Origin of the sequence: Cellvibrio sp. QJXJ (assembly GCF_024452345.1) — a bacterium.
Classification (GTDB): Bacteria; Pseudomonadota; Gammaproteobacteria; order Pseudomonadales; family Cellvibrionaceae; genus Cellvibrio.
This window is the reverse complement of sequence record NZ_CP101662.1, coordinates 3,841,550-3,866,624: the sequence shown is the minus strand read 5'-3', so window position 1 is coordinate 3,866,624 and position 25,075 is coordinate 3,841,550. Positions and strand designations below refer to the sequence as shown.

General features: G+C 50.2%; 22 protein-coding genes. 11 read left to right on the top strand and 11 right to left on the bottom strand.

Annotated features, from left to right (window positions below; genetic code table 11):
* Nucleotides 1-202: 202 nt before the first annotated feature.
* From NNX04_RS16650 to NNX04_RS16625, 6 genes are all read right to left on the bottom strand, one after another.
* A complete protein-coding gene (locus tag NNX04_RS16650) occupies nt 203-1,363 on the bottom strand; it encodes a DUF3570 domain-containing protein (RefSeq protein ID WP_261946513.1) in 1,161 nt (386 codons plus the stop codon).
* Nucleotides 1,350-1,574 (bottom strand): DUF4266 domain-containing protein, encoded by a 225-nt coding sequence (locus tag NNX04_RS16645; RefSeq protein ID WP_007638246.1) that lies wholly within the window; start codon nt 1,572-1,574, stop codon nt 1,350-1,352. The genes NNX04_RS16650 and NNX04_RS16645 overlap by 14 nt, the downstream gene beginning before the upstream one ends.
* Nucleotides 1,571-2,086, bottom strand: coding sequence for a TlpA family protein disulfide reductase (locus tag NNX04_RS16640; RefSeq protein ID WP_261946512.1), 516 nt, complete (start codon nt 2,084-2,086; stop codon nt 1,571-1,573). Before NNX04_RS16640 ends, NNX04_RS16645 begins: the two co-directional genes overlap by 4 nt.
* 34 nt (nt 2,087-2,120) lie before the next feature.
* The gene (locus NNX04_RS16635) at nt 2,121-2,783 is read right to left on the bottom strand and encodes an outer membrane beta-barrel domain-containing protein (RefSeq protein WP_040390941.1); all 663 of its coding nucleotides are present in this window, start codon (nt 2,781-2,783) and stop codon (nt 2,121-2,123) included.
* The gene (locus tag NNX04_RS16630) at nt 2,753-3,535 is read right to left on the bottom strand and encodes an SH3 domain-containing protein (protein WP_261946511.1); all 783 of its coding nucleotides are present in this window, start codon (nt 3,533-3,535) and stop codon (nt 2,753-2,755) included. Before NNX04_RS16630 ends, NNX04_RS16635 begins: the two co-directional genes overlap by 31 nt.
* 83 nt (nt 3,536-3,618) lie before the next feature.
* Entirely contained in the window at nt 3,619-6,510 is a 2,892-nt protein-coding gene (locus NNX04_RS16625; RefSeq protein ID WP_261946510.1) for a hypothetical protein, read from the bottom strand.
* A gap of 607 nt (nt 6,511-7,117) precedes the next feature.
* Between NNX04_RS16625 and NNX04_RS16620 the strand changes: the two genes are divergently transcribed.
* The 11 genes from NNX04_RS16620 (at nt 7,118) to NNX04_RS16570 (ending at nt 20,778) form a co-directional block, all read left to right on the top strand.
* Nucleotides 7,118-8,350 (top strand): hypothetical protein, encoded by a 1,233-nt coding sequence (locus tag NNX04_RS16620; protein ID WP_261946509.1) that lies wholly within the window; start codon nt 7,118-7,120, stop codon nt 8,348-8,350.
* Between the two features lie 10 nt (nt 8,351-8,360).
* The gene (locus NNX04_RS16615; RefSeq protein ID WP_261946508.1) at nt 8,361-10,964 is read left to right on the top strand and encodes a LamG domain-containing protein; all 2,604 of its coding nucleotides are present in this window, start codon (nt 8,361-8,363) and stop codon (nt 10,962-10,964) included.
* Between the two features lie 19 nt (nt 10,965-10,983).
* Entirely contained in the window at nt 10,984-12,573 is a 1,590-nt protein-coding gene (locus NNX04_RS16610; RefSeq protein ID WP_261946507.1) for a general secretion pathway protein GspF, read from the top strand.
* Nucleotides 12,574-12,756: 183 nt separating this feature from the next.
* On the top strand, nt 12,757-13,980 hold the full coding sequence (locus tag NNX04_RS16605) for a hypothetical protein (RefSeq protein ID WP_007638263.1): 1,224 nt from the start codon (nt 12,757-12,759) through the stop codon (nt 13,978-13,980).
* Nucleotides 13,981-14,039: 59 nt separating this feature from the next.
* Nucleotides 14,040-14,936 (top strand): hypothetical protein, encoded by an 897-nt coding sequence (locus NNX04_RS16600; RefSeq protein ID WP_007638265.1) that lies wholly within the window; start codon nt 14,040-14,042, stop codon nt 14,934-14,936.
* 108 nt (nt 14,937-15,044) lie between these two features.
* Entirely contained in the window at nt 15,045-15,941 is an 897-nt protein-coding gene (locus tag NNX04_RS16595) for a hypothetical protein (protein WP_261946506.1), read from the top strand.
* A gap of 70 nt (nt 15,942-16,011) precedes the next feature.
* Nucleotides 16,012-16,947 (top strand): hypothetical protein, encoded by a 936-nt coding sequence (locus NNX04_RS16590; protein ID WP_261946505.1) that lies wholly within the window; start codon nt 16,012-16,014, stop codon nt 16,945-16,947.
* Between the two features lie 165 nt (nt 16,948-17,112).
* Nucleotides 17,113-17,703: a hypothetical protein gene (locus NNX04_RS16585; RefSeq protein ID WP_261946504.1), complete on the top strand. Its 591-nt coding sequence runs from the start codon at nt 17,113-17,115 to the stop codon at nt 17,701-17,703.
* Nucleotides 17,704-17,827: 124 nt separating this feature from the next.
* Nucleotides 17,828-18,610, top strand: coding sequence for a polysaccharide lyase (locus NNX04_RS16580; RefSeq protein WP_261946503.1), 783 nt, complete (start codon nt 17,828-17,830; stop codon nt 18,608-18,610).
* A 167-nt stretch (nt 18,611-18,777) separates the two neighbouring features.
* Nucleotides 18,778-20,097: an ammonium transporter gene (locus NNX04_RS16575; protein ID WP_261946502.1), complete on the top strand. Its 1,320-nt coding sequence runs from the start codon at nt 18,778-18,780 to the stop codon at nt 20,095-20,097.
* Between the two features lie 51 nt (nt 20,098-20,148).
* A complete protein-coding gene (locus NNX04_RS16570) occupies nt 20,149-20,778 on the top strand; it encodes a hypothetical protein (protein ID WP_261946501.1) in 630 nt (209 codons plus the stop codon).
* 17 nt (nt 20,779-20,795) lie between these two features.
* On the opposite strand, the gene xerC is transcribed toward NNX04_RS16570, so the two are convergent.
* From xerC to lptM, 5 genes are read right to left on the bottom strand one after another with little or no spacing between them, the layout of a single operon-like run.
* Nucleotides 20,796-21,782: a tyrosine recombinase XerC gene (gene xerC, locus NNX04_RS16565; protein ID WP_261946500.1), complete on the bottom strand. Its 987-nt coding sequence runs from the start codon at nt 21,780-21,782 to the stop codon at nt 20,796-20,798.
* A gap of 48 nt (nt 21,783-21,830) precedes the next feature.
* Nucleotides 21,831-22,523, bottom strand: coding sequence for a DUF484 family protein (locus tag NNX04_RS16560; protein WP_007638285.1), 693 nt, complete (start codon nt 22,521-22,523; stop codon nt 21,831-21,833).
* A 19-nt stretch (nt 22,524-22,542) separates the two neighbouring features.
* Complete coding sequence (dapF, locus tag NNX04_RS16555; protein WP_261946499.1) at nt 22,543-23,373, bottom strand: diaminopimelate epimerase; 831 nt, start codon at nt 23,371-23,373, stop codon at nt 22,543-22,545.
* A gap of 27 nt (nt 23,374-23,400) precedes the next feature.
* Nucleotides 23,401-24,663, bottom strand: a complete 1,263-nt coding sequence (lysA, locus tag NNX04_RS16550) for a diaminopimelate decarboxylase (RefSeq protein WP_151055794.1) — start codon at nt 24,661-24,663, stop codon at nt 23,401-23,403.
* Between the two features lie 33 nt (nt 24,664-24,696).
* The gene (gene lptM / locus NNX04_RS16545) at nt 24,697-24,930 is read right to left on the bottom strand and encodes an LPS translocon maturation chaperone LptM (RefSeq protein WP_261946498.1); all 234 of its coding nucleotides are present in this window, start codon (nt 24,928-24,930) and stop codon (nt 24,697-24,699) included.
* Nucleotides 24,931-25,075 lie beyond the last annotated feature (145 nt).

Below are 25,075 nucleotides of genomic sequence, written 5' to 3'. Positions count from 1 at the left end.
CGCTTCCTGCGGCGCAGGTCGCGTCATAATCGACAATCAATATCTGGTCAGGGGACACAGTGCTCTCACTTGTTATTAGCAGAAACGCAATGGCGGCAGCTGTGTGCAACCAATGAAAAGGCTCGGGATTATAGAGACCAAGGCGCAAAATATCACCCTTACGGGCGATAGCTTGCGCTGGATCAGGAAGGGAATAAGAGCGTTAAAACCAGAAAGACAAATAAAAGCGGATCACATCCGCATCCAAACTGTAGAGCGGTTCGCTACCAGCGGCGAATTCCGTGGGCGATACACGGGCATCGCGGAAGTCGTCATAGTCGATATTAAAGTGATCCCAGTAGAGATTGACCGTGCTTTTTTCAAACCAGGGAATAGTGCCCGCCGGAACTTTGTAGGTGACGCCCAACCCGAGCACGGTGGATGAAAAAGGACTCAATTCCTTATCGCGCGCCATAAAATTTTGTGCGTCGCGGAAGGGAAATAAATCCGCATAAAAATCTGCACCGGTTTGGTCATAAATACGGTATTTCACTTCAAACAAAAAGCGTTCGCCGTAAGGGTGCAAATAGCGCAGCTCCGCATTTTCCGACTCTATCCCCCAGCTATCGGAAAACTGGCGAAGCTCTGCGCGCAATGAAGCGCGATAGGGTAGAAAATACATCAGCCGCAAGCCAACGGCGTCGCTATTGCGGGTATGCGGATAAATCTCGCCCTGGTAAGCATAACCACCGGTGCCAGTAAGAAACCGCACCGAGCGATAGGGATTATTCAAACAGCTTTCGGTGTCCGCCAAATTCAAACATTGATCGCTGGCGCTATCAAAGCTGAGCGATGCCAATAAATTTTTAGTGATGATTTGCGAGGCGTTGATGCTGTATTTGCGTCGCTGTAAATCGCGCTTATAGGTCGGGTCAGTATTCTGCCCAACAATATCCTCACCAAAACTCACACCAAAACCAAGCGTAGTTAAATCGCCAAAAAAACTTTGGTCGATACCCAAACTATAAGTAGTGGCATCGTAGTCATTTTCTTTACTGCTGACATAGCCCACCGAAATGGTGGAGCGATCAACCATATATTGCGCACTCAAGCCCTGCTCTTTGCGCTCTTCGCTGTAGGGACTTGCAGTCGCCTCAACATCAATAGAGGCGCTGGTCACCATATCCACATAATAATTCGCGGCGACCGATACTGAACTGCCGATACTTTTGCGCACTAAAATGGAAGGGCCATCAATTTGCGCACCGCCACCGTCGTAGCCGTGGTAGAGAATATCGATGCGTTCATCGGGTAATACTGCCGCGTGCGCAACACTCGCCATGAACATTAAACCTAAAACCAGCAGGCGATTAATTACAACCACAGCCACCTCCCGATGCACCATCACCGCCGCGTGCCGCTTCGCGTGCGTCGTACACGTGATGCAAGTAACTGCCCGCAATCGGATCGCGATCAAAACTCATGATTTCGTCCGCAATTTTTTGCCGTTCATAGGGTTTAACCCAGGGCTTGATGGGACTACAGGCGGCGATGCACAGCAGCATCGCGAGCAGCAAGGAGAGGCGCGCTATCATTCTTTAATCAGCTCACGAATTTGGTCGCGGTATTTGTTTTCGTCGCCCGGTTTGTAACCGCGGTTGACGTAGCGAATTTCACCTTTTTTATCGATAAGCACCGTGGTTGGCATGGCATCTACATTGTAAAGGCTGCTCGCTTTGCTCTCGGCGTCGTACAAAATCGGGAAGGTCACGCCCAATTGCTGGATGAGTTTTTTTGCATCGGTATTATCCTCTTCCACATTCACGCCGTAGAGCACAAAACCGGCACTACTGTAACGCTTGGACATTTCATCCAACAATGGCATTTCCTGACGGCACGGGCCGCACCAGGAGGCCCAGAAGTTGAGCATCACCACTTGGCCACGCTGTTCCGCCAAACGCACATTTTCACCGCTGCTGCTGGGCAAGGTGAAATCCGGCGCGGGTTCCGCAAGCGCCAGCAATGAACTTAACCCCAGTGCAATTCCGGCGGTAATAGTTGCCAGCTTTTTGCGTAACGATTTATGCAACGACTTATACAACAACATAATCAACTCCACATCAATTCAAAAAAAATCTGGATTAAAAAAATACCGACACACCCAAACGCGATTCCAAATTGGTGATGCGTTTTGCCTCACCAAATAATTCATGTTCGAAGCTGTGGCCGCGCATGCTTAAATCAAGCGCCAACCAATCGGTAGTATAAAAACGCAACCCCGCGCCGATGGTGGTGGTGAAATAATCTTTTGCGGCAAAATCGGTATTGCCCGCACCCGCCATCAGATAAAAGTGATTGTTAAACGTCCACTTGTCCGACATAAAAATTTGGCCATGCAAAAAATTGTAGCCCAGCGATAAATTGTAATACGCCAGATCGCGCTGATCATCGGTCAAGAGTTCAACGCCACCGCTCAATAATTCATAACTGGTTTTTTGCGTTTTACTGGTGCCGTAAGCGGCCTCTACAAAAAAGCTTTCGGTGATGTGATAGGCGAGCGTCACCCCGGCCACGCCATTGGTGCCGAAATCCTCAATGGATAAAAAACCGTAAAACACCCCCAACTCAAAATTTTCCGTATCCAAATCATCTTCTTTGATTTGACGACGTTTAATGTCGGGCGTGATTACCTGTTCCAGTTCATCCTCATCACTGCCTTCATCTTGCGCGAACACCGGCTGGGTGATGCTGAAAATCCCAAGCAGCACTGCGCTTAGAAAAAGACGTTGAAACCGAGTTTCCATTCATTAACCTCTTCGTTGGTATTACGACTGGTGAGCACGTAATGATTGGTATAGTCCGCGCGCAAAAACAAACGCCCGGTGAGATGTACATAAGCGCCTAAACTGGCTTGCATTAAATTGTCTTCACGGTCTTCCGTTTGTACCAGCGTGGCGCTGGGAAAGGTTTTTATTTTGCCGCTGCCAATACTAAAAAACGGCGATACACGCCATTCGGGAAATGGTTGAAATAACACTGCCGCCGCAAGAATTTGGCTGTCAGAAAACTGGCCGGTGTTTTCCGCGTAGCGCACTTCGGCCGATAAATTTTTAGTAAAGCGATAGCCCAGGTTCATGGTCAAACTATCGGCGCCAGCAAAATCGCCGTAGGCCGCGCCCAACTCAAACCGATCCACCAAATAATCGGCTTGTTTGTTATCGGGAAAATCCGGTTTGCTGCCATCGGGCGACAGCGTGAGCTTCATGTCGTCGCGTTTTATCCAACCTTCCAGATTGCGTTTGGTTTTGATTTTGATCCAATCGGTACGGCTGTATAACAGGGTGATCACTTCTTCGCGCTCGACCACATGGAAAATCGGGTAGCCGCTACCGGGGCCTGCATACACATTGATAAACGCATCATCAATAACGACTTGCAGCGGTTCGTCGGGTGAAAACCAATTAAACCACTGCGCCTGCGTTGGCAGCGCCACGCAGAGCAACAAACTCATTATTAAATAGCGCCCTTTCAGGATTCTGCGTGCACTGGCAATCATGCCTTGCTTCCGTGTGTTGTTGTGATGATTGTTGTTGTCATTGTTATCTTGCTTATTTAGTTGGGCTTTTTTAGTTAGGCTATTTAGTTAGGGACAGCCAATTCAAAGGGATTGGTGTAATAGCGACCATTGGTGTCCAGCCATTCGGACAGGAGTTTTAACTCGGCCGCGTTCAAGAATCCCATATGAGTGCCATTGTTTTCAAATTTATCAAAGAAACGATTGCTGGCATTGGCACCGCCACGACTCATGGGCGGCGGCAAGAAGCCGGTGTTTTCCATACGCGGCACCGGGTTGCCTAAAGCATCTAACTGCAATTCACCGGTTTCTTCGTTGGCAAATTCAAAGGGGCAGTCGACTACTCCCTCACAGGTGGGTATGCCCTCTTCATCCAGCAATACTTCACACTGGGGAATAAAATTGTAGTTGTCTTCAAATTCACATACGGGCAACAACACTGCCAAACCGCCCTCATATAAGAATTGAATCTGGCGTTGATTACCGTTTAACAATTGCAGATAAGAGCGCATTTCGGTGTTGGCGTTTTCTTTGGCGCGCAGCAAATTCAATTGCATGGCTGGTACCTGCAAATTGCCGTCGGCATCGGCGGGAGAGTGGCAGGCAACACAGGTATTTGCCGTTCTGGCGATAGCCAACTCAGGATCAGTCACCGTCATAGGTTCACGCTCGCGCTCCCACAGCGGTTGGATGTGATATTCGTAATTAATCACTACCCGACAGTTAGCATTCCAGCTGGCTTCCTCGCGGCAAGCAGCCGGTGTTGGTGCAAGGATTTGGTCGGCGGTGGCGCCGGGAACCAAATCGTTATAGCGATAGGAAAACGCCTCTGCCGGGGTCAGACCGGGCGCCGTCCACAGATCGCGGAACAGTAAATCTACTGTTGGATTACGCAAATTTTGATCCTGAGCCGGGCCAGCCATAGGCCCGCACACCTGACCATTGACCGTTTCCTCACAAAAGGTAGAACGCGCCGCAAACTCCGCCATGGTTTCGCCCATCTCAGGGGCAATCGGTACACCCAAACGCTCGTAACGCTGGGTATTGGGGAAGTTGATGGCACTCAATGCGCCTGGGTTAATCGACGCAGGTGATTCAGGTAAATCGTTACGTCCATGCACCGCCGTTTCATTATTGGCGGCGTGGCAACCGTTACAGGTCATTTGCTCACCGGGGCGCAATTGCAAATAGGTATTGTGGTTGGCGCTGATTTGGCGGCCATCGCGATCCAGAATTTCCAGGGAAAATGCGACATCGGCAGGCACTGTCACCATCACCGAGCCATCCGCTTCCACCGGCGCGTAACCGAGAATCTCCTGAATACCGTTATTGCCGTTAAAGAGGTTGCCGTAAATATTGTCGTCCTGATCGTCGAGGGTATCGTCATCAATGCGGGATACAGCTTTCACCAAACGGATAAACCGTGCGGGGCGCTGATCGGCGGGGCGGGCAATCATCGCTTGCAAGTCGGCGGCGCCAGAGTTCATGGCGTTAAACGCACCGTCCAAATCATATACGCTGCGAATATGAAGCAGGCCAAGGTTGCGCGCCGCCAGATCCGGGTCGGTAGTGGGCTGGATAAAGGCCGGGTTATAGGCGCTTTGCTCCAATGCCAGCGCTTCGGTAAACACTTTGCCATCTTCGGCCAGCACTACCGGCAATTGGGTTTGATTGTTCAGGTCGTAAATCCACAGGCCATAAAAGGGTGGCGCCTCCTCATAACCTTCGGCAGGCACACCATCAATCAACAAGGTTGGTAAACAGGGCTGGAGACGCGCCGCCGTGGTGGCGGTCTCGGTCTGCAGTAAGCGGCATTGACTCCAACTGACCAGCAGGCGATTGGTACCATCATAGAGTGGCGAGAGCGAGGCAAAACGGCCGTGTAATGACACCAGATCGGTGGCGATATTGACCGGTTTCACCGACAGGGATTGCACCGCACCTTCCAGCGCGTCGGCACCATCCACTACCACCATATCGCCGCCCAATTGCAAGCCGTTTTGCAGATAGATAGCGGCAATACGACCGTCGGGCAATATTTGTGGGCGCAACAGACGCGGCACTTCGGTCATATCATCGGCGATGGGTTGATTGAGGCTTTCATCGCCGAAATAGCGTTGCACGTCCGTGCCATCGGGGTTGGCGCTGTAAAAGCTCAGTTGCTCGCCACTCCAGCGCATAAATACCAAACGGCCATCGGGCATAACTTGCGGCTGCAGGTCATGGCTGAGGTGATAGCTAAGTTGCTGGATATCGGTGCCGTCATCCTTCACGCTGTGCAGCAGGAAACTGGTGATGTCGTTGTCCTGGGTGGTGACGGCGCCAAATTGGGGCTTGCCTTCATCGAGCAGGATTTCCTTACTGCGTTTTTGGCGGTTGGAGCTGAAAATAATGCGGCCGTCGGGCAGGTAGCGAGGGCTGACATCGTGACCTTTTTCGGCTTCAAAATCGGAACTGATGACGCGGCGCAGAACTTTGGTGGCGAGGTGATACTCCCAGATATTCCAAGTGGGTTGATCCTCATCGTCTTCGTCCAGATCCGGGTCGAGCGGCGCGCGCATGGCAAATAACAAACGGGTACCGGCCGAATCGACCGCCACATCTTTTACGTCGTAGTTGGGGTTTTCCGCATCAAAAAATTCGTGCTCCGCAAACGCGGCGCGGGTGATATTCACCACTTCTGCTTGCGTCGTGGCGCGCGCTTTCAGGTAGAGCTCGCCGCCAGGGTTAAAACTGTCGGGCATAAACACATCTGGGTAGACCGGCTCGCCGTCTTCATCCAGCGGTATGGGGCGCTGGATATAGGCCACAGGAATATCCACCACCACCGGGTCTGGATCCTGACCACCGTTGGAACCGCCGCCGGAGCTACCACCGCCACAGGCGGTGAGTGTCAGCAGCGAGCCAAACACCAGCCAGGGGGACAGGAAAAACGATGGAGTAACAAATTGCGTCATAGCCAGTGGCCCAGAATCCGGAAAGTCATGTAAAGAGGGTGTTGCCCTGCGAAGGGCTTTGCTCATCACCCATAAAAGGCATTTCTTATCAAAAGTCACGCCAGTTGTGATTTGGGTGACGGGAATGGCGCGCATGCTAGAGCATAGTGACTAGCGCGTCATAGCGCGCACAATATTCAACCGCTGTCGCCTCAATGATTGTGACTCAGGTCTCGATTCTGCAATGAGCCGGTTGGAAGATTGAAAAAGACGAGGATGATGCCGCATTGCAGCACTTGCCCAGCTTCATACTAATCTGACATTTTTCGTCAGCTACTTTTCCCCGGCAGTATTCAGTAACCCTAACCAGGACGTTTTGCGTCAGCGCTCTCGCGGTCTGGCGCCCCGCCAATAACAATACCGAGCTGACCTTTGCCTTGGCAAAGGCCGAAATCTGGCGCCAAAAGGATATTTTGGAGAACTGTTTCTAATTCTTGAAAAGTATCCCGGCTGCAGCGGCCAGTCCAATGATGTCCGGCATATTCACTGCATAGCACGAACCTTAACAACACCAATAGCATCCGCGCCGTTCGGCGCCCGGATGCAGACCTCTTACCCAGGAGCAACCGTGATCAACACTAACTCCCGCTTATTTACCCAAGCGGCGCGCTGCCTACCCTACGCCGGGCTCGCTGCGCTGCTGGCGTTTAGCAGCGCCAGCTATGCCGGGTCGCGCGAACAAGCGCTGCAAATTCACAACCGCATTGCCGGGGTTCCACCCACCGAAACGGTACTGGCGCAAATGAGCGCCGAGATCGAAGCCGGGCAAGTGGCCAGCGCCGTGCGTATCGCTATGGATAACGAAGCCTTTTACAGCGTTACCTTGAAAAATATGGTCACGCCCTGGACCAATCGCGACCGCACGGTATTTGCGCCGCTCAATGACTACACCGCCACGGTCATCGGTTTGGTGCGCGATGAAGCCGACTTCCGCAGCGCGCTCTACGATGATGTGATCTACACCAGCAGCGCCGCTGGCCTGCCCGCCTACTCCAATAGCAACAACAGCCACTACGAGGCGATCGAAAACCAGGGCGTAAGCTTGAAGGACACCCTGGTCAGACGCACCCAGTCCAGCGTAAATGGCCTACCGGCCGATGCCACCTCGGGCGTAATCACCAGCCGCGCCGCCGCCAAGGCATTTTTTATCGCCGGTACCAACCGCGCCATGTTTCGTTTTACGCTCATCAACCACCTGTGCCGCGATTTGGAACAGGTACACGACACCAGCCTGACGCCGGATTTTGTGCGTCAGGACGTCAGCCGCAGCCCCGGTGGCGATAGCCGCGTATTCCTCAACAACTGCGTTGGCTGCCACAACGGTATGGACCCGCTCGCCAAAGCTTATGCCTATTACGATTACGAATTTGATGTAGACGCCGACCCAGATGGCCTGAATGGCAGCATTCACTACAACACCGAAGGCACCCTCGACCCGGATACCGAAAGCCGGGTGGAAAAGAAATACCGCATTAATTCCAATACCTTCAAATACGGCTATGTGACCACTAATGACGATTGGCAGAACTATTGGCGCCAAGGCATGAACGTACATTTGGGCTGGGACAGCAGCCTGCCCGGCAGCGGAACCGGCGCCAAAAGCATGAACAGGGAGCTGGCACACAGCCAGGCCTTTGCCAGCTGTCAGGTAGAAAAGGTGTTCCAAAATGTGTGCCTGCGCAAACCCGCCGATAGCACCGACCGCAGCAAAGTCAGCGAGATTACCGCCAATTTCGCGGCATCTGGCTACAACCTAACCCAAGTGTTTATCGACACTGCTGACTACTGCAAAGGTGAATAAGGTGATGAAAATGCGCATAACAATAGCATCGTCACTTTTACAGTGGCATAAACCCAAATTGGGGAGAGCCGCGCTCGCGATACTCACCCTCACTGCTGGCCTACTGGGTGGTTGCGGTGGTTCGGGCAGTGGCAGCGAAGTCACCCCCAATAACCCTCCCCCACCTGCCACCGGCGGCGACAACTTTACCTATCGCGGTGAAAAACCGGCGGGCACAGAAGACATCATCAAATTCCAGAACGAACTCTGGATCAACATGGCGCGCGAAGACCGCTGCGGCGGCTGCCATCAGGTTCAAGCCCCCACCTTCGCCCGTGGCGACGATATCAACCTTGCTTATGCCTCGGTGATTGATGAAGCACTGGTGACCTTGAGTGATCCGGCGTCATCGCGCTTGGTGACTAAAGTGGCTGGCGGCCACAATTGCTGGTTGGCCGATGCAGGTGCCTGCGCCGACATCATGACTGGCTGGATTAACAAGTGGGCAGGTCCGCGGGAAACCAGCGCTAACGATGTGGTGCTCAAGGCACCCGCTGATCGCGCCATCGACAATACCAAAAGCTTCCCTAGCGACAGCAGCAGTTTTGCCACTAATGTTTATCCGTTGCTGACCGAATACTGCGCCGCTTGTCACGCGGAATCCGCCGCGACGCGCCAACAACCCTACTTGGCGAGCAGTGATATCGCGGTTGCCTATGAGGCCGCCAAAAGCAGAATGCGCTTGGACAACCCGGCACAATCGCGCTTGGTACAACGCCTGCGCGCCGACTCCCACAACTGCTGGGACAATGACTGCGCCGCCAGCGCCAACCAAATGCAAGCCGCCATCCAGGCCTTGGCTGACAGCATCACCGCCATCGAAGTTGACCCCGATTTGGTGGTCAGCAAGGCGGTAGGTTTGGGCGATGCCTTTGTGCTCAGCAGCGGCGGCCGCATCGATAGCGACATCATCGCCAAATACGAATTCAAAACCGGCAAGGGCACTGTGGCGTTTGATACCTCAGGTGTAGACCCGGTTGCCGACCTCAACCTGATCGGCAATGTCAGCTGGAGCAGCGCCTGGGGCGTGAAATTTGCTGATACCGGCCGCGCCCAAGCGACCGTGAGCGGCAGCCGCAAACTCTACGACCTGTTACTCGGCTCCGGCGAATACACCATTGAGACCTGGATTATTCCCGACAGCCTTGACCAGGGCGCCAACGACAACAATCCGGCGCGCATCGTCAGCTACTCCGGCAGCACTACCGAGCGCAACTTCACCCTCGGCCAATACGATTACAACTACATCGGCATGAATCGCACCGGCGAAAGCGATGCCAATGGCGAACCGGTACTCGCCACCAACGACAACGACGAGCGCGCCCAGGCTTCACTGCAGCATGTGGTGCTCAGCTTTGACCCGATTCGCGGCCGGCGCCTCTATGTCAACGGTGAATTCACTGGCGACAACGACGCCACCGCTGGCGCCTTCCTCAAAGACTGGGACAATGGCCATGCACTGGTAGTTGGCAATGAGGTTTCCGGTAACCGCCCCTGGGCGGGCAGCTTGCGCTTCCTCGCCATTCACAAACGCGCCATGAGCGAAGGTGATATCAAAACCAACTTTGATGTGGGCGTGGGCGCGCGCTACCTGCTGCTGTTTAACGTGTCCGAGTTAATCGACCAGCCGGCCTGTTTTACCACCACGACAGAAGGCACCAGCGGTCAGTGTTTTATCGTGTTTGAAGTGCAGCAAATCGACGATTACGGCTACCAATTTGCCGTGCCGTTCTTCACCGTTCTGGGCGATGGTGCACTGACCAGCGCTGTTCCCCTCAAAGGCATTCGCATTGGGGTCAACGGCACCGAGGCACCAGTAGGCCAGGTATTTGCCAACATCAATACCCAGCTAGCCGCTGGCGAACTTACCGATGGCCGGCAAACATTGTCGCCCTTGGGCACTGTGGTTGAAGCCAAAAATGGTCCCGAGGAGGATGTATTCTTCCTCACCTTCGACCAGATTGGCAGCAGCTCCTACACCCGGGTAGTCGCTACACCACCCCCACCGGCAGCGCCGGCCGACATTCCCGACCAACCAACCCTTGGTCTGCGCGATTTTGCGGAGATCAATGCCAGCCTGGCGGCAATGACCGGTATTCCTGCCACCAATACGCTGGTTGCCAGCACCTATGAAAAGGTGAAACAGCAGCTGCCAACACTGACCAATCTGGACGGTTTCCTCGCTGCGCAGCAAATGGGCATCACCCAATTGACCGTGGCCTATTGCAACGCGGTAGTGGGTAACTCCAGCGCGGCCAATACGGCGCGTGCGGCGCTTTTCCCCGGCTTTGATTTCAGCGCCGCCGCCAATGTCGCCTTTGACACACCCGAAAAACGCGACTTGATTATCGAACCGCTGCTGACGCGCCTGTTAGCCAATGAAGTGGCCGATGGCGCCAATCCACACAGCCAACTCGATGGTCAAGCTGACCCCGCCGAGCTGCGTTTGGAACTGAACCAATTGATCGACAACATGACCAGCTGTGGCAGCGGTTGCGCCGCCGACCGCACCCTAACCACCGTTAAAGCCACTTGCGCCGCCTCCCTCGGAAGCGCCGTTATGTTGTTGCAATAATTACCGGAGCGAACCCGACATGGCCAAATTCAAAAAACCACTGCACCCGGACGCCCCGCTGCTGCTCAATAACCATCGCCGCCCGGTCACCCGCCGCGAGCTGATCGCCCAAGGCTTTAAACTCGGCTCAGGCACACTCATTGGCGGCTCCTTGATGAGCATCCTGACCAACCCCGCCTATGCAGCAGATGCCAGCCTCTCGCCCGATATCGCCGCCGCACGCGACGCCTGTGGTATCGCCGCGCAAGGTGCGGGCAAGATCCCGTTTATCTGTTTCGACCTGGCCGGTGGCGCCAACTTTGCGGGCTCCAATGTGCTGGTTGGCCAGCGCGGTGGCCAGCGCGATTTCCTCAGCGCCGCAGGCTACAGTAAACAAGGCTTACCGGCCGATATGGCGCCTACCAGTTCAACGGCAGGCACACTGATCAACGACAGCCTCGGCCTGTTATTCCACGCCGACTCGCAGTTATTGGCGGGTATTAATTCCAAAGTTCAAACCACCACCGCCGCTAATATCAACGGCGCGGTTATCGCTGCGCGTTCGGAAAACGACACCGGCAACAACCCGCACAACCCCATGTACGGCATTTACAAAGCCGGTGCGGCAGGCTCATTGGTGGATCTCATCGGCTCGCGCAATAGCGATTCCGGTGGCAACTCCATGGCGCCTGCCTCGCTGATCAACCTGGAAGTTCGCCCCACTAAAGTGGACAACCCCAACGACGTAACGGGCTTGGTGGATGTGGGTGATCTGGTGGATTTGATGAGCCAGGAAGACATAGTCAAAACCATGGAATCCATCTATCGCATCAGCGATGCCAAGCTCAACGCCATGGCCAGCCTCGGCACCAGTAAAGACGCCCAGCTCAAAGAAATGCTGCGCTGCGGCTATGTGAAAAGTGCTGACCTTGCGGCTCGCTTCGGCAACCCGGCGGATATCGACCCGATTGCCGATGCCGATATAGTCGGCGCCAACGGTATATTTTCATTCGACGAATTTGATCGCGACGGCGAACTGCGCAAAACCGCTTCAGTGATGAAGCTGGTTATTAACGGTTATGCGGGCGCAGGCACCATCACCATGGGCGGTTACGACTATCACACCGGCGACCGCTCCACCGGCGAAGTACGCGACGAACGCGCCGGCCGCTGCATCGGCGCCTGCCTCGAATACGCCGCACGCAAAAATATGCCGCTGATGATTTACGTCTTCAGCGACGGCTCGGTATTCAGTAACGGCATGATCGACGACTCCATGGCCGGGCGCGGCAAAGGCGTCTGGACCGGCGACGACCAACAAACCGCCTGCTCCTTTTTCCTCGTCTACAACCCTGGCGGCCGCCCGCAGCAATTGGACGGCAGCCTCACCGGAAAACAAATTGGTTTTATGCGCCCCAGCGGCGACGTAGAAACCTCCGGCAGCCCGGCGGCAAACAACGTCAATCTGCTAGTAGAAACTGTCGTACTCAACTACATGGCATTGCACAACCAACAAGCCGATTTCGGTACAGTATTCCGCGGCCACGGTCTGGGCAGCGCAACCATGATGGACAGGCTTACCGCCTTCCAACCCATCGTAAACGGCACCATCGGCAATCCGCCCGCCTAAACAATTTCTCTCCCCAGCAAGCGCTTAAGCCGGTAACCCTGTACCGGCTTTTTTATGTGATGCAATTTTCCTCCTACGCAGTTCACATCATCACCATTAAGTTTGGTTTCAACATTCCTCTTGTATCGATCAATTGGCTAATATCGCGCTTGTTTACACCTACCCCAAAAAGGAGATTTTTTTATGGATACCAGCATCAACCAATTCACCCAGCTAACATTCCGTTATGGTGCAATACAGACCTCGCCAGAGCATGTGGCGATGTTGAATTCGCAAGGGGTTGTACCATTTGCAGATACAGATCTAGAGAATGAAGCTAGCACGGCGGGCTACCAAGTGCTGCTAAGTGGCTACGCGGACTTCATTCTGAAAAAGGAAAGAACGTCACAACAACGCGGGGATTTGACGAGCTTATTGAAAAGCCTGCGCTCCATCCCTAGACCCAATCAAGCCAAAGTCTTAAAAGGAAGCGTCAGCACCTATAAACTGGAAAACAATTATTACCGAGCAGATTATAGAATCGCGAATGGCCAAATAATTGTTTACAACATACAACCAGTTGATCGCTTACAAAAGCAACGCGACAGACAAGAACAAGCAGCCCTCTACAAGATAAAGAGAAGTGAACAGGGTATTTGGCAAGTGAGTGCTCGTGTTGAGTCTGTCGCCACCCGTTACGCTGCCGTTAATGGTCAATCTAATAATTTGGCAAAAGCATCCTGGTTAATGGGCAGCCATTTGGAGTACGAATTCAAAAACCTGCAGGAGTACACGCTATTCCACAACCCGAGTGTTGGCGGCGCAGGTGATACTTGGGAATCCTTCCGCGACAAGATGGGAATCACAACACCAGTGACCAAAAAATTCGCACAAATTTTAGCTGAGACCCAAGCTGCCGGTAATGAGACCGGCTGGATTGCACATAGCCAAGGCGGTGCTATTTTCGCAGAAGGAGTACGTTATTTGTTGAATAGCCAGAGCAGTTGGGCGCTTAACAAGCTTCGACTGAACGGTATACGCAACCCGGATAAGGGTGAACTATTGAATAAACAAAGCGTCGCCTTCCATGCTAACGCCAATAACAATATGCGTTCCAAGCCGTTGTTTTCCCGCGCAGGAATTAAAGTTCTCGCTATTCGCGCCAATGACTACGATATGGTGCCTAACTTAATCGGGATGAACACCTTAAATCCACGTAAGTTGTTAGGGTCACTGGTATATTCCAGCCATGTATTTAATGGCTCAGTAGCGCAAAGCCCTCATACCTTAATGCAAGATCAGAAAGCTTGGGATGCCAACATGGACAATGGCCCCGGCAAAGGCCGGAACATCATCCAAAAAGCATTTAACAAAACCGAAAAAACAGCATCCAAGCTCGTAAAACCGCGCCCCAATTATTTACCCTAAACCTGACGAAAAGAATCATTATGCCAACTAACAGGGTCTACAAATTACTAGGAATAATCATGATGTCCGGACTGAGTCAACTATTAGGATTAACTGCTAACGCCGCACCAACAATATATCCACGGCAGGTAGATCTATCAGGCAATATTTTTCATTTTGCAATGCCTGAAAACTTTAGCAAAGATATGCCTGCGGAAAACATGGTAGAAAAACTGGATATTGAGGATTTGAAAAAATTCGACAATCCCGAATACGGCAACATCATTCGCCGCTGGTGGGACATTAAAAAGCCTGGATTTTTTGGCAAAGAACTGGGCACGGTAATGATGGATATTTCTGTTCAGCGAGTACCGAATAACAAGAAAAAATTAATTCATATCAATGCATACAATATTGCAAACCGTCTTGATTTTTTATTGATGATCAATGACACATTGCATCAACGCTACGATGAGCTTAATAAAAATTACCGGGGACAGGGCGGGATCGACGGCGATTATAGCGTAGACTTTTGCTACCTACTTGGATCAGAAATAGAATCTGATTACAGGGACTATAATTATAATGGTCAAAAATGGATTGGCTATACAGTTACTGCTCCTAACGCTCAGCTAATTGTGGGACTGGTAACACCAGTCACTCAAGATACTTATATTGAGCTGGTTTTTACATTCAGCCCCAATCACGACGCTAGCCCCAATGAATTTTTAGACGTCGCACATATGACAACTCAACTAATAGAAGATAGTCTGCGGGTAAATTACGCGGCAAATAACCCAATCAAACAAGTGATAGAAAATGAGTGGCCTAATACCACCAACAATGAAACACTAGCATTACATAAAGATAAATTATTAATCCCTCTTTTTGGGCCAAACATTTATCAACGATTGGAAGAAAGCCAAAAAAAGGCACTTGAATTAAAGAAAGAGCTGGATCGTCCTTTAGAAGAATAAAACCAATCTATCTGAAACTATCAAATACCTAACAATTTGGGTATTTGATAGCAAGCAACGCAGTTCATTATGCCGACAAATAAAACCCTTCAATTAATGATAATTTCTATGACGATTGGACTGAGCCAATTATTAGGATTAACAGCTAACGCCGAACCAAAAATATACCCACGCCAAGTGAGCCTGTCGGGTAACATTTTTCATTTCTCCATGCCCGAAAATTTCAGCAAAGACATGCCTGCTGCAAACATGATTGAAATCCTTAACATTGAAGATCTGCAAAAATTCGACAATCCGGAATACGGCAACATTATCCGACGCTGGTGGGACATTAAAAAACCAGGTTTTTTTGGCAAAGAACTTGGGACTGTAATGATGGATATATCCATTCAAAGAATCCCCAAAAATAAGAAAAAAGTCCTTAGTGAAAAAACATTTAATATTACCAATCGCCTTGACTTCATGATGATGATCAACGAGCAACTCCACAATCGATTCGACCAACTAAACCGTGAAATCGAACCAGAGCTGCCGGGAACATATGCATACTATTTCAGTTGCTGTTCCTTACTAGGAGAAAAAATACTTTCAAACTATCGAGACCATATTTATGGCAATCAAAAATGGCTTGGATACTCAGTAGCAGCGCCACTGAACCAGTTAATTGCTGGACGTGCCTTACCTATTAACAAGAACAGCTATTTGGAAGTTATATTTACTTATAGCCCCAACCAAAACGTACTCCCTCGAGAGTTTCAAAATATCGCCCATCAAACAACTCAACCTATAGAAAATAGTTTTAAAGTTGATTATCTACCAGAAAATGAAATAAAGAATCTGGTGGAGAAAGCATGGCTCAATAAAACCAACGATGAAGTCATGAATGAAAACTACAACGCTATTTTAGTACCTTTGTTTGGCGCTAACATTCATCAAGAAATTGAGGAAGGAAAGCGAAGTGCGCTGGAATGGCAAAAAGAAATGAATAAACCTTTAGAAGAATAAACCCAACCTTTCAGTTGCTATCACATGCCTAAACAATTTCGGCATGCGATAGCAACTAACGAAATTCATTATGCCAACAACTAAAACCTTTCAATTGATGATGATTTCTATGATGCTCGGACTGAGTCAATTATTAGGATTAACCGCTAACGCCGCACCAACAATGTATACACGGCAGGTAGATTTATCAGGCAATATTTTCCATTTTGCAATGCCTGAAAACTTTAGCAAAGATATGCCTGCGGAAAACATGGTAGAAAAACTGGACATTCAGGACTTGGAGAAATTTACCGACCCCGAATACGGAAACATTATCCGCCGCTGGTGGGACATTAAAAAACCAGTTTTTTTTGGAAAAGAAATTGGTACTGTGATGATGGACATATCGGTTCAGAGGGCCCCAGACAACAAACAAAAGCTACTTCATGATAAAAAGTTTAATCTTGCAGATCGCATGGACTTTATAACAATGATTTATGATCATTTACATCAGAGATATAATCCATTAAACATTGAAGCCAAAAAAAATTACGGCGAAGAAAATGCATATCACTTTGGAATTGGCTCATTAGTTGGCGATCAATTGCGATCACATTATCGTGACTACACCTATAATGATCAAAAATGGATAGGATACAGTGTATCAGCCCCCTTAAATCAAATAATAATTGGCTTTGTCATGCCACTCACTTCCGATGCGTATTTAGAGCTGACATTTACCTACAGCCCCAATCAAAATATTTCCTCCCATGAGTTTTTTGAGGTTGCAGACAAAACAACACAACCAATAGAAGATAGCTTACGGGTAAATTTCATTTCGAATAACCCTATTAAAAATGCCGTCGAAAAAGACTGGCTGAACACCACCAACAATGAAACCCTGGCATTACATAAAGATAAATTATTAATCCCTCTTTTTGGGCCAAACATTTATCAACGATTGGAAGAAAGCAAAAAAAAGGCACTTGAATTAAAAAAAGAACTGGATCGTCCTTTAGAAGAATAAAACTAACCTCACCAGCAATCATCAAATGCCCAAAATTTTGGGCATTTGATAGCAACTAGTTCCTCCCCGAATACAAAAAATATGCATGACGCAAAAATAACACTTCGAATCCTTGCTTTCTTAATTCCCCTATTGTGCTCATGCAAACCAAACGCCGAGCCTATATTGAAAGAGGAAACATACGAAACAAAAACTATATTCTTCACTAGAGAAGATGACGCTTCTCCCATGGGACACTGGAAAACAAATATCGAATACCCAGTAATATTAAACAACAGCCCAACAATTAAGAAAATCAATGCTTCCATTTTACAAATGACCACAGAGTTTCAATGCGATGATCAAAATGGGGATAAACAATTTCATGCAGAAGTTACTCTGACAAATGGCAAAATTTTCAGCCTCAAGTTTTCAGACTCTTGGTACTGCCCTGGAATGCCGTATACTAAAGGTAGAACCGGCGCAATAACATACAACTTGAAAACTGGCGAAGAAATTGAAATCAATAATGAAATTGAACGCAGCATGAGTGTAGAGTTAAATAAAAAGCTTAATAGCGGCCTGACCAAAGCATTAAAAATAAAGCAAATAGAGGAGGGGTGCCCAACCGAATCAGGTTACTTCTACTTAACAAGACATGATGTGGTTTTTGTGAACAAAAGTGATGACCAAGAAACCTTGCAATGTGAAGTTGAGTTTAGGATCAACCGCGAAGAAATGAAAAAATACATCACAGAGAACTCTGCCCTTCTGTAAGCCTAGCTGCGGAAAGCATTCGCATTTGGCGACTGCTATCCACTAGCGATAAAAAGCAGAGCAGGCAAGCTACATGTAAGACTTAATTATCGCAACAACCCTACAGCCAAAGAAAATAACGCCCATGAAACAAGCACTCCAAGCAGCAACCCTAGCCTTATGTTTTTACACACTCAATGCCAGCGCCAGTATTCTCTGGCAGGGTGATTTTGAAACCGGCGATATAAGCCAGTGGAGCACACCGATTAATCCCGCAGGACATTCGGTGATTTCAGACTGCGTATTTGACGGCAAGTACGCCGGAAAAATCACACTCACCGGTGATGAATCATTTTTGTGGCACGGCAATAAAGATTTGAACCGCAGTGAATTTCACCATCGCTATACGGTAGGTGAAAACAATGAAGGCGGGACACAGGAAGGGAGCGATGCTTTTTTTGCGTTTAGTTTTTATTTGCCGAAAGAATTGAGCAAACACAAACACGAATTGGGTTATTGGGAATCCGACAAAAGCTGGCAACAAATGTTTCGCTTCAACATTCACGGCAGCGAATTGAGTTTTCAGGAAACTGCCGCAAAAAATGTGCTGTGGAAATTGCCCAAGGGCGCCGCACCCGGCCAATGGCACCGCGTCGCCTTGCATATTCACTGGTCAACAAACCCAAAACTGGGTTCAACCGAAGTCTGGGTCAACGGCAAACACATGGGCAAAAATAATTTCCAAACCCTGCCAGTAAAAGACGCCCTGATGTTTACCCAAATCGGCATTCTGCGCAGCCAGGAAAACAGCACCGAAGAAATATTAATTGATGGTGCCCTGCAAACTGACAACCTCACCGAGTTGTTGGAACGCAATCGTTATTTGATAGGCAAAACCTGCCAACCAACAGCGACCGTATCGCACTGATCATTTCAGTGCAATGCGATGCACCATACAAAATAAAAAGCACAACAAAAGTGCAGTGGACTATCAAATTTCATTGCTACGTCTCAACTAAAGCACGCCGTTGGGCGGCCACCCTAAATGGCACATGAGTTGCAAAACTACCTTCATTCATATCAAAGGTGGTGCTTATGCGATTCGTTTATCTTGCACTTGCTTTCTTTCTCTCCTCGCTCAGTGCCGGCAGTCATGCCAGCGAAACTTCCATCGCCGATTTAAGCAGCTCACTTAACAGCAGTTGGGTGGTGCTCGCAGGTGTTCTTGTGTTTTTTATGCAGGCCGGTTTTGCGCTGGTGGAAAGTGGCATGTCGCGCGCGAAAAATGCGGTGAATGTCATTATGAAAAATTACATGGATGTGTGCGTGTGCAGTTTAATTTTTTGGGCACTGGGTTACGGATTGATGTTTGGTATTAATACTACCGGCTGGTTTGGCAGTAGTCATTTTTTACCGGCAGATTTAAGTGATTGGGATTGGACCTTTTTATTTTTTCAAATGATGTTTGCCGCTACCACAACAACAATCGCCAGCGGCGCCATGGCAGAGCGCGTGCATTTTTATGCGTATTTAATTGGCGCCTGCGTGATTGCCGGGTTCATCTACCCCGTATTTGGCAGCTGGGCATGGGGCAGTAATTACGAAGGCGATGGCTGGCTCAAAGCGATGGGGTTTATCGACTTTGCAGGCTCAACGGTTGTGCATTCCATGGGCGGCTGGATTGCCTTGGCCGCCGTGATAATTTTAGGGCCGCGCCTCGGCCGTTTTAGTCACAGCGGGGAAGCGCGACGTATTCCCGGCCACAACTTAACCATGGTCGCACTGGGCGGATTTATTCTCTGGTTCGGTTGGTTTGGTTTTAACGCCGGCTCCACGGTGGCGGCCAATAGCAGCATCGGCAAAATCGCACTGAATACTCACTTGGCGGCCTGCAGCGGCGCGCTGGGTTATATGCTCATCAGCAAATTATGTAAGCAGGCGATTTTATTAACCGGCACGGTCAATGGCAGCCTCGGCGGTCTGGTTGGTATCACCGCGGGTTGCGCCACCATGGAGCCGCTGTTTGCCATGCTCACCGGAGTGATCGCCGGTGTTATTAGTTTCCTCGGCCCGAAATTATTAACCAGTTGCAAAATCGACGACGTAGTGGATGCAGTGAGCGTACATGGTTTTTGCGGCGCTTGGGGCACATTGGCAGCGGGAATTTTTTATGCGGGCGACATGTTTGATATGAGCCGCATTACCGTACAACTTATTGGTATTGGCGTCGCCTTGGTGTGGGGCTTTGGAATTGCTTATTGCGCATATCTTTTAATTGACAAATTGGTGGGCATGCGCGCCAGCAGTTTGCATGAACAACGCGGGCTGGATTTCACCGAGCACGCCGAAATTGGCTACCCGGAATTTCAGGATACCCGCGCACTGAATCAAGAGGCGTTAAACGCCCAGCGCTAACTGCGCACTAAAAACCACTCGCTAATCGCTCTCTATAAAACCGAGGCTCATGTGACACCCGAACAAAAACGCAAAGCCGTTGAAGTGGCATTAATGCCCTTTATTCACGGCCAAACGCTCGCGCAAGCGTTGGTATTGTGGGATGAAAAATATGCCCACAAACCTACCTTTGCACTGCAACATTATCTGCGCGAACTCTGTAGCGATATTGAACTCGCGCATATGCGCTCGCGAATGCTGCAAGCATTAGTCACCGCTTTTTCATCATTGCAAGACAATCGACAGGAACAGCATAACGCGCCCATTGCGACAGCAACCAAAAATGCGGCCAACAAAAACCACAGCTCACCTGAACTACAAATGTTTATGGCATTAGTAGAGCAACTAATCAACAGCGCTAAAGGCGACAACGCAACACGGGTGCGTTTGTACGTATTGGAAAATATAGAAAAAATCCCGCTGCCACCCAACGACCGCCGCGCATTACAAAGCTGGCTCAATCAAATCGAACCACTCACCGGCACCACCCCTACTATCCCTTTAATGCAGCAGGTGATTAATCTCACTTACGTGGGTTTGTGTGAATATCTCGGGCCAATTAAAGCCGACCAACTATTGCAGCAAAGCGTAAGCGCAGTGCAACGCGCTTATCCGTTATTGAAAGTGCAAAGCTTGTTGTGAATGAGTAGCGTGGAAAATTATTCCGCATCTGGATCAGTTTTACGCCCCGCACGCGGATGCGCTTTGTCGTAAACCTTGGCGAGGTGTTGGAAGTCGAGGTGGGTGTAGATTTGGGTAGTAGAGATATTGGCGTGGCCGAGCAATTCCTGCACTAGACGTAAATCACCGCTGGACTCGAGCATATGGCTGGCGAAAGAGTGACGCAGCATATGTGGGTGAATCGGGTTATCCATACCCTGGGTGATGCTTAATTGTTGCATGCGCATTTGCACCGCGCGATGGCTGATGCGGCCGCCGCGCTGGGTGGTGAAGAGGGCGGGCTCGTTGTCTTGGGTGTATTGTCGGCGCGCGACGAGCCACTCTTTTAGTGCGGTGATTGCCATGGCGCCGACGGGTAGCACGCGGGTTTTGCGGCCTTTACCGGTGACGGTGAGCATGGCTTCGCCCCAGTCGATATCGTTCAGATTCAGACTGGTCACTTCTGCCAAACGCAAACCGGATGAATAAATTAATTCGAGCAGCGCGCGATCGCGTTTATTAATAAAGTCATCGCCTTCCACCGCCACAAATTGTGCAGTTTGATCCACGTCCATGGTTTTGGGTAACAGCTTGGGGGATTTGGGTGCACTGATGCCATCGGCAACATTATTTTTCATCCACCCGCGACGAATACAAAATTGAAAAAAACTGCGTAGCGATGACAGCCAGCGCTGTAAACTTTTCCCGCCCAAGCCTTCACGATGCAAATGCGCAACCGCGTTGCGCACATGGCTCATCGCTACCAGATTTAAATCCGTGAGATTTTTTTGCGCACAATAGTTGCGGAATTTTTCCAAGTCGCGCTGATAGTTTTGTTGGGTGAGCGGAGAGAATTGTTTTTCACTGCGCATGTAGGTGAGAAACGCAGCCAATTCATGCGCAAAAGGCAATGCGGGCACCGCAACAGGATTTTCAGCACTGGTAGGAGAGGAAAGCTTATGGTCAGGTGGCCGTTGCTCAGTCATGCAGTTGATCAGTCATAGTAGTTCCGGCACGCCAGCTGCGCGGGGGTATCAGCGTGGCAAATATTTAGGTAATAAACGGTTCAGAACTTCTGCAATATAACCTAAAAATAAGGTGCCCATACTAGAGCGATAATAGTTTGGATCGCGGTTGCCAATGGCAAGCAGGCCAAAGGCGCTGCCGTGCATCAGCGGCACTACCGCCACCGAGCCAATTTCACTGGCGTGATTGCCAAATACAAACTCCAATTCTTTGCTGCCCAGCGTACCGCACACCGCGCGGCTATTTTTTAACAGTGCGCCCAAATGCTCACGGGCTTCAGCAATGCTCACGACACGGGCCTGACTGCTGGGCACTTTTTCCAGGTTGCCAAACAAAATAACGCTGGTGAAATGAATCGAGAAATCTTTATCAAAACTGTAGTGCAGCGCATCGATAATATCGCCCATGTCTTGCCCTTCTAACAGGGTGAGCACGAGGCGTTTGGTTTTATCGAATAATTTGTCGTTGTCGCGCGCATTGTCGAGCAGTTTGCTCAAGCGATGACGCATATCGATATTGCGCTCACGCAGAATCGCTACCTGCCGTTCCACCAGCGAAATTGCCGAGCCAGATTCGTGCGGCAAGCTCAATTCGGCTAATAAATCCGGATGGTTTTCAAAAAATTCCGGATGCTCGCGCAACCAAGCTTCGATTTGTTCCGGCTCGAGAGGATCGGCAAGTGTCGGTTTATGTTCGGTCATAGCCTTTAGTTCTAGGTTATTAGATTTTTATCTGCCCATGGAAAACGGTAACCGCTGGCCCCGTCATAATTACCGGCTGACCTTCGCCCGGCCAATCAATCTGCAAACTGCCACCGGGCAAATTTACCTTTACCTGTTGATCCAGCAAGCCGCGCAAACGCCCTGCGACTACCGCGCCACAGGCACCAGTGCCGCAGGCAAGAGTTTCCCCTACACCGCGCTCAAACACACGCAAATTAATTTCATTGCGCGACACAATTTGCATAAAACCAGCATTAACGCGCGCCGGAAAACGCGCGTGGTTTTCGATCAGCGGGCCAAGCTCCGCCACCGGAGCAGTTTTTACATCGTCCACCAACAGCACGCCATGCGGATTGCCCATGGAGACGGCGGAAATGTCGTAGGTTTTACCGGCAACTTCAAACGGATAGGTCACCGCTTGCGCCTCGGCGACAAACGGGATTTGCGCAGGCTGCAAACGCGGCGCGCCCATATCCACACTAACTTGTTCATCCTGCTGCACACGCAGTTCAATCAGGCCACCAGCAGTTTCTACTTTAATCACACTTTTGCCGGTGAGTTTGCGCTCACGTACAAACACCGCAAAACAGCGCGCGCCATTGCCGCAGTTTTCCACTTCGCTGCCGTCGCAATTAAAAATGCGATAGCGGAAATCCACATCGGGATTCTCGGGTGTTTCTACTAATAAAATTTGATCACAGCCCACACCAAAATTGCGGTCGGCAATGTAGCGAATTTTTTCCGGTGTTAAACGCACACTTTGACCCACGCCATCGATCACTACGAAGTCGTTGCCCAAACCGTGCATTTTGCTAAAACGTAACCGCATATTTTTTCCCGCTTATTCTGGCAACACTTACTCAGGCAAAAGGGCTTCGCCGCGAATCATATCTTCAAAGGTTTCGCGCGCACGCGCCAAATGGATTTGATCGCCATCCACTACCACCTCTGCTGCGCGACCGCGAGTGTTGTAATTAGAGCTCATGCTGAAACCATAGGCGCCAGTAGACATTACCGCCAGTAAATCACCTGCTTCAATTGCCAGCTCGCGATCTTTACCGAGGAAATCACCCGTCTCACAAATTGGGCCCACCAAATCCCATTTTTTCGCGTCGCCCACACGCGGTTTTACCGGACGACTCTTCACCGGACGAATGTCTTGCCATGCCTGATACAAGGACGGACGAATATTGTCGTTCATCGCTGCGTCAATCACCGCGAAATTTTTGTGCTCGGTGGGTTTTAAAAACATCACCTTGGTCAAGAGCACACCGGAGTTGGCAGAAATGGAACGGCCGGGTTCAAACATTAAGGACAATTTACGATCGCCCAATTTGGTTTTGATCGCCGCCATGTAATCCGCCACCGGTGGTGGGGTTTCATTGCGATAGGTCACACCCAAACCGCCACCTAAATCCAAATGCGAAATAGTAATGCCGCTGGCAGCAAGCTCATCGACCAACAATAATAAACGATCGAGCGCATCCAAAAACGGTGTGAGCTGGGTGAGCTGGGAACCTATGTGACAATCCAAACCTTTAATCGCCAAACTGGGCAACTGTGCCGCGCGTGCATAAACCGCGGGTGCGCGCTCAATGGCGATACCGAATTTATTTTCTTTCAACCCGGTGGAAATATACGGGTGGGTATTGGCATCCACATCCGGGTTTACACGCAGCGAAACGTTGGCGATTTTGCCCTTCTCGGCGGCGATTTGCGCCAGCAATTCCAGCTCCGCTTCGGATTCAACATTGAAGCAGAAAATACCTACATCCAACGCGCGCGCGATTTCATCGGCACTTTTACCCACGCCGGAAAATACAATGCGCGATGGCTGGCCGCCGGCGCGCAATACACGTTCCAATTCACCACCGGAAACTATGTCAAAACCGGCGCCGAGTTTGGCGAGCATATTTAAAACCGCGAGATTGGAATTCGCTTTAATCGCATAACAAATCATGCCCGGGTGCGAACCCAATGCTTGCGCGTAAGCTAAATATTGCTGGGTAAAAGCGGCGCGGCTGTAAACATAACAGGGGGTGCCAAAGCGTTCGGCAACAGCGCTCAGTGGAGTGTCTTCAACGTAGAGTTCGCCGTTGCGTTCAGTGAAATGCTGCATAAAAAATCTCGATCTGGAAAGCGGTAAGACGGATTAGGACGGATCAGTATTTGGCTCAGGGGCAACAACCGGTGCAGGTTTTTCGGCAGGTGCTGTTTCAATCTCAGGCTGCGGCTCAACTTGAGGTTGCGGTTTGCTTTGTTGTTGCGGCAAGTAGAGCGGGCCTTTCTGGCCACAGGCGATAAGCCCTCCGGTAAACACTACAGTCAACAGGGATAAAACCAGGGCTTTTTGCAGAACTACTTTGTGCATAACTACTTTTTGCATAACCAAAGTCCGATGACACCCCGATTCCTAAGTGGAAAAAAACAGGGGCAGAATAAAAGAGTCGGGATAAGAGACGGGGCAGTATAACCCTGCACCCTCAGGCTCACAACAAAACACCGCTGTGCCGGAGTGCAGAATACTGTGA

Bases quoted from the DNA above. Each gene is read 5' to 3' on its own strand.
- NNX04_RS16645 (WP_007638246.1), bottom strand. From the start codon at position 1,574: ATGATAGCGCGCCTCTCCTTGCTGCTCGCGATGCTGCTGTGCATCGCC.
- NNX04_RS16640 (WP_261946512.1), bottom strand. From the start codon at position 2,086: ATGTTGTTGTATAAGTCGTTGCATAAATCGTTACGCAAAAAGCTGGCA.
- NNX04_RS16635 (WP_040390941.1), bottom strand. From the start codon at position 2,783: ATGGAAACTCGGTTTCAACGTCTTTTTCTAAGCGCAGTGCTGCTTGGG.
- NNX04_RS16630 (WP_261946511.1), bottom strand. From the start codon at position 3,535: ATGATTGCCAGTGCACGCAGAATCCTGAAAGGGCGCTATTTAATAATG.
- NNX04_RS16625 (WP_261946510.1), bottom strand. From the start codon at position 6,510: ATGACGCAATTTGTTACTCCATCGTTTTTCCTGTCCCCCTGGCTGGTG.
- NNX04_RS16615 (WP_261946508.1), top strand. From the start codon at position 8,361: ATGCGCATAACAATAGCATCGTCACTTTTACAGTGGCATAAACCCAAA.
- NNX04_RS16610 (WP_261946507.1), top strand. From the start codon at position 10,984: ATGGCCAAATTCAAAAAACCACTGCACCCGGACGCCCCGCTGCTGCTC.
- NNX04_RS16605 (WP_007638263.1), top strand. From the start codon at position 12,757: ATGGATACCAGCATCAACCAATTCACCCAGCTAACATTCCGTTATGGT.
- NNX04_RS16600 (WP_007638265.1), top strand. From the start codon at position 14,040: ATGATGTCCGGACTGAGTCAACTATTAGGATTAACTGCTAACGCCGCA.
- NNX04_RS16595 (WP_261946506.1), top strand. From the start codon at position 15,045: ATGACGATTGGACTGAGCCAATTATTAGGATTAACAGCTAACGCCGAA.
- NNX04_RS16590 (WP_261946505.1), top strand. From the start codon at position 16,012: ATGCCAACAACTAAAACCTTTCAATTGATGATGATTTCTATGATGCTC.
- NNX04_RS16580 (WP_261946503.1), top strand. From the start codon at position 17,828: ATGAAACAAGCACTCCAAGCAGCAACCCTAGCCTTATGTTTTTACACA.
- NNX04_RS16575 (WP_261946502.1), top strand. From the start codon at position 18,778: ATGCGATTCGTTTATCTTGCACTTGCTTTCTTTCTCTCCTCGCTCAGT.
- xerC (WP_261946500.1), bottom strand. From the start codon at position 21,782: ATGACTGAGCAACGGCCACCTGACCATAAGCTTTCCTCTCCTACCAGT.
- NNX04_RS16560 (WP_007638285.1), bottom strand. From the start codon at position 22,523: ATGACCGAACATAAACCGACACTTGCCGATCCTCTCGAGCCGGAACAA.
- dapF (WP_261946499.1), bottom strand. From the start codon at position 23,373: ATGCGGTTACGTTTTAGCAAAATGCACGGTTTGGGCAACGACTTCGTA.
- lysA (WP_151055794.1), bottom strand. From the start codon at position 24,663: ATGCAGCATTTCACTGAACGCAACGGCGAACTCTACGTTGAAGACACT.
- lptM (WP_261946498.1), bottom strand. From the start codon at position 24,930: ATGCAAAAAGTAGTTATGCACAAAGTAGTTCTGCAAAAAGCCCTGGTT.